Origin of the sequence: Actinoplanes octamycinicus, assembly GCF_014205225.1 — a bacterium.
Classification (GTDB): Bacteria; Actinomycetota; Actinomycetes; order Mycobacteriales; family Micromonosporaceae; genus Actinoplanes; species Actinoplanes octamycinicus.
The window spans coordinates 4,311,226-4,319,523 of record NZ_JACHNB010000001.1 but is presented as its reverse complement, the minus strand read 5'-3'; the positions used below and the strand labels follow the sequence as shown (position 1 = coordinate 4,319,523).

At 70.9% G+C, this 8,298-nt stretch carries 6 protein-coding genes; 5 read left to right on the top strand and 1 reads right to left on the bottom strand.

The features are described from left to right. Positions 1-60: 60 nt before the first annotated feature. The gene (locus BJY16_RS19235; protein WP_203759269.1) at positions 61-990 is read right to left on the bottom strand and encodes an ACP S-malonyltransferase; all 930 of its coding nucleotides are present in this window, start codon (positions 988-990) and stop codon (positions 61-63) included. Positions 991-1,274: 284 nt separating this feature from the next. On the opposite strand from BJY16_RS19235, the gene BJY16_RS19230 reads away from it, so the two are divergent. Genes BJY16_RS19230 through BJY16_RS19210 form a run of 5 tightly spaced genes read left to right on the top strand, consistent with a single transcriptional unit; the run spans position 1,275 to position 8,294 of the window. After that, on the top strand, positions 1,275-2,903 hold the full coding sequence (locus BJY16_RS19230; protein WP_239177940.1) for a flavin monoamine oxidase family protein: 1,629 nt from the start codon (positions 1,275-1,277) through the stop codon (positions 2,901-2,903). 38 nt (positions 2,904-2,941) lie between these two features. Next, positions 2,942-4,717 (top strand): fatty acyl-AMP ligase, encoded by a 1,776-nt coding sequence (locus BJY16_RS19225; protein WP_185040871.1) that lies wholly within the window; start codon positions 2,942-2,944, stop codon positions 4,715-4,717. Then, positions 4,707-6,284, top strand: a complete 1,578-nt coding sequence (locus BJY16_RS19220) for an acyl-CoA carboxylase subunit beta (protein ID WP_185040869.1) — start codon at positions 4,707-4,709, stop codon at positions 6,282-6,284. Before BJY16_RS19225 ends, BJY16_RS19220 begins: the two co-directional genes overlap by 11 nt. Continuing rightward, complete coding sequence (locus tag BJY16_RS19215; RefSeq protein ID WP_185040867.1) at positions 6,281-6,508, top strand: acyl-CoA carboxylase epsilon subunit; 228 nt, start codon at positions 6,281-6,283, stop codon at positions 6,506-6,508. The genes BJY16_RS19220 and BJY16_RS19215 overlap by 4 nt, the downstream gene beginning before the upstream one ends. A 28-nt stretch (positions 6,509-6,536) precedes the next feature. Next, positions 6,537-8,294, top strand: a complete 1,758-nt coding sequence (locus BJY16_RS19210; RefSeq protein WP_185040865.1) for an acetyl/propionyl/methylcrotonyl-CoA carboxylase subunit alpha — start codon at positions 6,537-6,539, stop codon at positions 8,292-8,294. Positions 8,295-8,298: the final 4 nt, after the last annotated feature.

Genomic DNA, 8,298 nt, shown 5'->3' with positions numbered 1-8,298 from the left:
GGCGACGTTACGGGGACCCCGGAAACGGAACACACCCCTACGAACCCCACCGCGATCGGGTCAGGCGGGCGTCAACAACGCACGCAGGGCTGATTTCGGGTCGACATTCACGACGTCAAAATTGCGACGCGTGCACTCGACCCGACGGAAGAGGTTCTCCGGCCCGGTGATGAACATTTTCTTGACGCCCTCCGTGAGTAGCCCGGCGACCACGGCCGGCCAGTCGATGGGCCGGTCGAAGGTGTCGAGCAACATTTCCCGCATGCCTTCGGCGGTGGTCACGAGGCGGCCGTCCTGATCGGCGATCACCGGAATTTGGGGCGCTTCGATCGAGTATCGGGTGAATACCGTCTCCTCGGCCCGGCGGCGCAGCCCGTCGAATATCGCGGCGTGCACCGGCGGCCGCATCGTGTACATCGAATAGCCACCCATGTCGCTGATCGCCTGCTTCAGCTCGTCCAGCCGGCTCGCGTCGATCGACAGCATGAGGAAGCCGCGGTCCAGGCGGCCGGAGACGTCGTACCACTGCCCCCGGACGGTGAGGGTGTCCAGGTACTCCTGGAACCGGTCCTCGGGAACCCGGACAAACGAGTGGGTGACGACGTCGGTGTGCTGGACGGCGAAGTACTCCCGTTCGCAGCGGGCCAGCTCGGCGGTCATCCGGACGACATCGGCGAAGTCCATCGAGCCGGCCCAGTAGGCCGCCGCCTTCTGCCCGAAACTCGGCCCGGCGCAGACGTCGGCGCGCATGCCGCCCTCGGCGGCCGCCCGGTCGGCGAGCGCCACCGAATTGACCATGAATGCCACCTGGACGCATTCTGCATAGTCGTCGTCAGCTTCATAGAAGCGGTCGAGGAGACTGTATCCCAGCACCTTGTCGGCGATCGCTATTCGACGCCTGGCGAACGGGTCGAGGACCATGAACCTCCCGACTGCGGCGAAATTCGACGGTCCCATTCCCGGGAAAACGACGGCTTCCTTCTCGTTCATCGATATTCACCCACAGTCGGCCGGCGGACAGCGTGGCCGACGCTAGGCCCGGCGCCGGTCGCGGGGCCACCCCCACCAACCCCTAGCCCGCCCCCCACCTGGCCGTCGCGACCTCGACTAAGGGGCTCTTCGCCCGGCGGGTAGGGGTTGTTCGCCGAGGACGGCCAAAAATAGCGTCGGTCAACGTGCCCGACCGGGCCTAACGGTTCCGAATCCCACCCGTATTGCCGACTAAGCAATCAAGGGCGTATGCGATGACTGCAGCCGATTCCCCTCCGGTGACGATGCTCGTGCCGGACTTCCCGTTCTCCTACGACGGCTGGCTCGGCCACCCCGCCGGACTCGGCACGCTTCCACCGGAGCGGGCCGGTACCCCGGTGGCCGTGGTCGGCGGTGGGATGGCCGGCCTCACCGCCGCGTACGAGCTGATGCGCCTGGGCCTGCGGCCGGTGGTGTACGAGGCGGACCAGATCGGCGGCCGGATGCGTTCCGTGCCGTTCCCCGGCCATCCGGGGCAGGTGGCAGAGATGGGCGCGATGCGGTTCCCGGTGTCGGCGCGCTCGCTGTTCCACTACATCGAGCTGCTCGGCCTGCCCACCCGCCCGTTCCCGAACCCGCTGGCGCCGAGCACGCCGAGCACGGTCATCGATTTGAACGGCGAGCGGGAGTTCGCCCGCACCGGGGACGACCTGCCACCGCAGTACCAGGCGGTGACCGAACTGTGGACCAAGGCGCTGCAGGAGCGGGCCGAACTGTCCACCCTCCGCAGCGCGTTGCGCGATCGCGACCTGACCACGCTCAAGACAATCTGGAACCGGCTGGTCGAGCAGTACGACGACGAGTCGTTCTACGGGTTCCTGGCGACCAGCCCCGGCTTCGACTCGTTCCGCCACCGGGAGCTGTTCGGCCAGGTCGGGTTCGGCACCGGGGGCTGGGATACCGACTTCCCGAACTCGATCCTGGAGATCTTCCGGGTGGTGTCGACCGAGGCCGACGAGAACCACGTGGCGATCGCCGGCGGCTCGCAGCAGCTGCCCCGCCGGCTGTGGGAGCACTCCCCGGCGGATCTCGCGTACTGGCCGGCCGGCACCTCGCTGGCATCGTTGCACGGCGGGGCGCCCCGGCCGGGGGTGACCGGGCTACGCCGGTCCGGCCGCGACATCCTGGTCGAGGCCGCCGACGGTGAGGTGCGCCGCTACCCCGCGGTGGTCTACACCCCGCACGTCTGGACGCTTCTCAACCGGGTGCGCTGCGACGAGGCGCTGATGCCGACCCCGTTGTGGACGGCGGTGGAACGCACCCACTACATGGGGTCGTCGAAGTTGTTCGTCCTGGTCGACCGCCCGTTCTGGCGGGATGTCGACCCGGTGACCGGCCGTGAGGTGCTCAGCATGACGCTGAGCGACCGGATCGTCCGTGGTCTCTACCTGTTCGACGAGGGTCCGCAGGACGCGGCGGTGATGTGCCTGTCGTACACCTGGAACGACGACTCCCAGAAGGTGGCCACCCTGTCCGCCTCGGAACGGCTGGACGTGCTGCTCGAACGGCTCGCCGCGATCTATCCCGGGGTGGACATCCGGGCGCACGTAATCGGTGAGCCGATCGCGGTCAGCTGGGAGAACGAGCCGCACTTCATGGGGGCTTTCAAGGCCAACCTGCCCGGCCACTACCGCTATCAGCGCCGGCTGTTCACCCAGTTCATGCAGCACGACATGGCCGAGGAACACCGCGGCTTCTTCCTCTGCGGCGACGACGTGTCGTGGACTGCGGGCTTCGCCGAGGGGGCGGTCACGACCGCCCTCAACGCCGTCTGGGGCGTGCTCGACCACCTGGGCGGGACGACCGATCCGGCCAATCCCGGCCCGGGCGACCTGTTCCACAGCCTGGCGCCGCTGGACCTTCCGTACACCTGAGCCGGCCGTCGCGTCGAACGCCGAAGAGAGGACACACCATGACGAGCACGGGATTCGAAGCGCGGGCGACCGCGTTCAGCACCGTGACCGACGCGCTACGGCTGCGGCGGGAGAAGCAGCCGGACGAGGCCGCCTACATCTTCCTGCGGGACGGCGAGGAGCCCGGTGACACGCTGACCTACCGGGAGCTGGACGACGACGCGCGGTCGCGGGCCGCGGCGCTGGCCGGGGCCGGGCTGGCCGGGGGCCGAGCGGTGCTGCTGTATCCGTCCGGGCTGGAGTTCATCCGTACGCTGCTGGGCTGCCTGCACGCCCGGATCGCGGCCGCGCCGGTGCAGGTGCCGAACCGGCGCAGCAGCCTGCGACGGTTGCGCCGGATCGCCGACGACGCCGGCACCACGACGGTGCTGACCACCGGCGCGATCAAGCAGCGCCTGGAGGCGGACTTCGCGGACGCCCCCGAACTGCACGGGCTGGTGCTGATCGACACCGAGTCGCTCGTGCCGCCGGCCGACGGGTGGTCCGGCGCCGCGCCGGAGCCCGGCGACATCGCGCTGCTGCAGTACACCTCGGGCTCCACCGGTGACCCGAAGGGGGTGATGGTCACCCACGCGAACTTCGTCGCCAACGTCGCCGAGACCGAGGAGTCGTGGCCGCTGCGTACCGATGACGTGGTGGTGTCCTGGCTGCCGCTGTTTCACGACATGGGCATGCTGTTCGGCATCATGCTGCCGCTGTGCGCCGGCATCCCGGCCTATCTGATGGCGCCCGAAGCGTTCATCCGCCGTCCACAGCGCTGGCTGCGGGCCATCTCCCGGTTCCGGGGCACGCATGCGGCGGCGCCCAGTTTCGCCTACGACCTGTGCGTGCGTGCCGCCGAGACGGCGCCCGGCGACGCTCTGGACCTGTCCTGCTGGCGGGTCGCGGCCAACGGCGCGGAGCCGGTGCGCTGGCACACCATCGAGGCGTTCACCGAACGATTCGCCGCGGCCGGGTTCGCCGCGGAGGCGATGTGCGCCGGATACGGCCTCGCCGAGAACACCCTCAAGGCGACCGCCTCGGTGGAGAGCGAGCTGCCCAGCGTGCGGTGGGTGTCGAGCCGCGCATTGCGGGAAGGACGGGCCGAGCCGGCGGTCGCCGGCGCCGCCGACGTGCAGCCGCTGGTCGGGTCGGGCCGGGCGGCCGGGCGCACCCGGGTGCGGGTGGTCGACCCGCAGACCCGCGCGCTCTGCCCGCCCGGCGTCGTCGGTGAGGTGTGGATCCACGGGCCGTGCGTCGCCCTGGGCTATCTGGACCGTGCCGGGGAGACCGCCGAGACGTTCGCCGCGCGGATCGCCGGCGATCCGACGGACGCGGCCTACCTGCGTACCGGTGACCTAGGTTTTCTTGTTGACGACGAGCTGTATGTGACCGGCCGGCTCAAGGACGTCATCATCCGCAGCGGCCGCAACTACTACCCGCAGGACATCGAGTTGCTCGCCGAGTCCGCCGCCGAGGGACTGCGCACCAACTGCGCCGCCGCCTTCTCGGTCGACGACGGGCGAACCGAGCAGCTGATCGTCGTGGTCGAGGCCGATGGCCGGGTGCTGCGGGCGACCGGCCCGGCTCAGCTGCGCGACCGGATCCACGCCGCGATCCGCGACGGCGTACGGCTGGACGCCGACCAAATCCTGCTGGTTCAGCGCGGCACCGTGCCCCGCACCTCCAGCGGCAAGGTCCAGCGCCGCGCCTGCCGCTCGCTGTACCTGGACGGCCAGCTCACCGCGGCCGAGCCGGTCCAGCCGGTACGGGCAGGTGCCGCCGATGTCCGCTGACGAGATCTCGGCGAGCACCGCGGACCGGCTCGCCGAACTGGGCCGCCGCCGCGCGGAACTGGCCGCCGGGGCCACGACCGATGCCGCCGAACGCCAGCACGCCAAGGGCAAGATGACAGCGCGCGAGCGGATCGACGCACTGTTCGACCCGGGCTCGTTCGTCGAGCTGGACGCCTTCGCCCGGCACCGCAGCCGGGATTTCGGGATGGACCGGCACCGGCCGCTGGGCGACGGCGTGGTCACCGGGTACGGCACCATCGACGGCCGGCGGGTCTGCGTCTTCGCCCAGGACTTCACCGTTTTCGGCGGCAGCCTCGGTGAGGTGTACGGCGAGAAGATCGTCAAGGTGATGGACCTGGCGCTGCGGACCGGTTGCCCGATCATCGGGATCAACGACTCCGGCGGCGCCCGGATCCAGGAGGGTGTCGTCTCCCTGGCGTACTACGCCGAGCTGGTCAAACGCCACGTCGCCGCGTCTGGGGTGATCCCGCAGATCTCCCTGATGGTGGGTCCGTGCGCGGGCGGCGCGGTGTACGCGCCGGCGGTCACCGACGTCGTGGTGATGGTGGAGAACATCTCGCACATGTTCGTGACCGGCCCGGACGTGCTGCACACCGTCACCGGCCAGCGGGTCGACCGGGAGCAGCTGGGCGGCGCGATGCGGCACAACACCGTCTCGGGTTCGTCGCACTACCTGGCCCAGGACGAGAAGGACGCGTTCGAGTACGTCCGGCTGGTGCTCAGCCACCTGCCGTCGAACAACATGCAGGAACCGCCGGTCTTCGACACCCCGGTGGCCACCGACGTCACCGACGGCGACCGCCGGCTGGACACGATCATTCCGGATCGGCCCAATCAGCCGTACGACATGCAGCAGGTGATCCGCACCGTGCTCGACGACGGCGAGCTGCTGGAGACCCAGCAGTTGTTCGCCCGCAACATCATCTGCGGGTTGGGCCGGGTAGCCGGGCGCAGCGTCGGGGTGGTGGCCAACCAGCCGATGGTCGCCGCGGCCGCCCTGGACATCGACGCGTGCGAGAAAGCCGCCCGGTTCATCCGGATGTGCGACGCGTTCCACGTGCCGATCCTGAGCTTCGTCGACGTGCCCGGCTTCCTGCCGGCCCTGGAGCAGGAGACCGACGGCATCATCCGGCGTGGCGCCAAGCTGATCTACGCGTACGCGGAGGCGACCGTCCCGATGGTCACCGTGGTGACCCGCAAGGCCTACGGCGGCGGATACGGCGTGATGGGCTCCAAGCACCTGGGCGTCGACATCAATCTGGCCTGGCCGACCGCGGAGATCGCGGTGATGGGCGGCGAGAGCGCGGTGACCGTCCTGCACCGGCGCGCGGTCGCCGAGGCCGACGACCCAGCGGCCGAACGGCGTCGCCTGCGCGCCGAGTACGAACGCACCCTGTGCAACCCGTACGTCGCAGCCGAACGTGGCTACGTCGACGAGGTGATCATGCCGCACGAGACCCGGCTCGCCGTCACCCGCGCCCTGGACGCCCTCCGGGACAAGCGCAGCACCCGGATCTCCCGCAAGCACGGGAACATCCCGCTGTGAGCACGGCGCGGACGCACCTCGTCGTGACCGGAGAGCCGAGCGCCGAACAACTGGCCGCGGTCGTGGTCGCCATCGTGCTGCGGTCCCGGACGCCCAGCATCGAGCCCGGGCAGGCGGCCGGCGGGACATGGGCGGCGCCCGCCCGGCACATGACCGGCCGCCCAGCCGAGCTCGGGCCGGGCGCCTGGCGGGCCGCGGGCTGGTTGCCCCCGCCCACCCGATGACCGTCACCGGACAAACCGAGGAGCTGTCGTGCGCAAGGTACTCATCGCCAACCGCGGCGAGATCGCGGTCCGCATCGCGCGGGCCTGTTCCGACGAAGGGCTGATCGGGGTCGCGGTGTACGCCGAGCCGGACCGCGACGCCCTGCACGTGCGGGTCGCCGACGAGGCGTACGCCCTGGGTGGGGACACCCCGGCGGAAAGCTACCTGGACATCGCCAAGGTGCTGCGAGCCGCGGCCGAGTCCGGCGCCGACGCGGTCCACCCGGGATACGGGTTCCTGTCGGAGAACGCCGACTTCGCCCAGGCCGTCCTGGACGCCGGACTGACCTGGATCGGCCCGCCCCCGGCGGCGATCCGGGCCCTCGGCGACAAGGTCACCGCCCGGCACCTCGCCGGACGCGTCGGCGCTCCGCTCGCCCCTGGCACACCGAACCCGGTCGCCGACGCCGACGAGGTGATCGCGTTCGCCGCCGAGCACGGTCTCCCGGTCGCCATCAAGGCCGCGTACGGCGGTGGCGGCCGCGGCCTGAAGGTGGCCCGCGACCTGGCCGACATCCCCGAGCTGTACCACTCGGCGGTCCGCGAGGCGGTCACCGCGTTCGGCCGTGGCGAGTGCTTCGTCGAGCGCTACCTGGAGGGGCCCCGGCACGTCGAGACGCAGTGCCTGGCCGACCGGCACGGCGCCGTGGTGGTGGTGTCCACCCGCGACTGCACCCTGCAGCGCCGGCATCAGAAGCTGGTCGAGGAGGCCCCGGCCCCGTACCTGACGCCCGGGCAGCGCGACACCCTGGTCCGCGCGTCCAAGGCGATCCTCCGCGAGGCCGGCTACGTCGGCGCCGGGACCTGCGAGTTCCTCGTCGGCCGGGACGGCACCATCGCCTTCCTGGAGGTCAACACCCGGCTGCAGGTCGAACACCCGGTCACCGAGGAGGTGACCGGCATCGACCTGGTCCGGGAGATGTTCCGGCTGGCCGCCGGCGAACACCTCGGGTACGACGACCCGCCCGCCCGAGGCCACTCGATCGAGTTCCGGATCAACGGCGAGGACCCGGGCCGGGGGTTCCTGCCCGCGCCGGGCACGGTGACTCGGTTCGCGCCGCCGGCCGGCCCCGGGGTACGCCTGGACACCGGCGTCGAGACCGGTGCGGTGATCGGACCGGCGTGGGACTCGATGCTGGCCAAGCTGATCGTCACCGGCCGCGATCGGCGCCAGGCGCTGCAGCGGGCCCGCCGCGCCCTGGCCGAGTTCCAGGTCGACGGGATCGCCACCACACTGCCGTTCCACCGGGCGGTGGTCACCGATCCGGCGTTCGCCCCCGAGGACGACAGCCCCTTCGGCGTGCACACCCGCTGGATCGAGTCCGAGTTCGACAACCGGATCGATCCGTATCCGGCGCCGGCCGGCGAAACGGCCGTCGCGGCCGAACGGGAGACCGTGATCGTCGAGGTGGGCGGCAAGCGGGTCGAGGTCACCCTCCCGGCCGGCCTGAGCGGGGCCACCCCGACAGCCGGTCAGGCCAAACGGCCGCCGCAGCGCCGAGCCGCCTCGGCCGGGGGCGGCACCGGTGGCGGCGAGGCGCTGACCTCCCCGATGCACGGAACCATCACGAAGGTCGCCGTCGCCGACGGTCAGCGGGTGGCGGCCGGCGACCTGATCGTCGTCCTCGAGGCGATGAAGATGGAGCAGCCGCTGCAGGCCCACCGCGCGGGCGTCATCAAGGGCATGACCGCCGAGGTCGGCACGAACGTGCACAGCGGGGCGCTGATCTGCGAGATCAAAGACTGAAGTC

What these genes read in the sequence shown, in the direction of transcription:
- BJY16_RS19235 (WP_203759269.1), bottom strand. Translation starts at nt 990, where the DNA reads ATGAACGAGAAGGAAGCCGTCGTTTTCCCGGGAATGGGACCGTCGAAT.
- BJY16_RS19230 (WP_239177940.1), top strand. Translation starts at nt 1,275, where the DNA reads ATGCTCGTGCCGGACTTCCCGTTCTCCTACGACGGCTGGCTCGGCCAC.
- BJY16_RS19220 (WP_185040869.1), top strand. Translation starts at nt 4,707, where the DNA reads ATGTCCGCTGACGAGATCTCGGCGAGCACCGCGGACCGGCTCGCCGAA.
- BJY16_RS19225 (WP_185040871.1), top strand. Translation starts at nt 2,942, where the DNA reads ATGACGAGCACGGGATTCGAAGCGCGGGCGACCGCGTTCAGCACCGTG.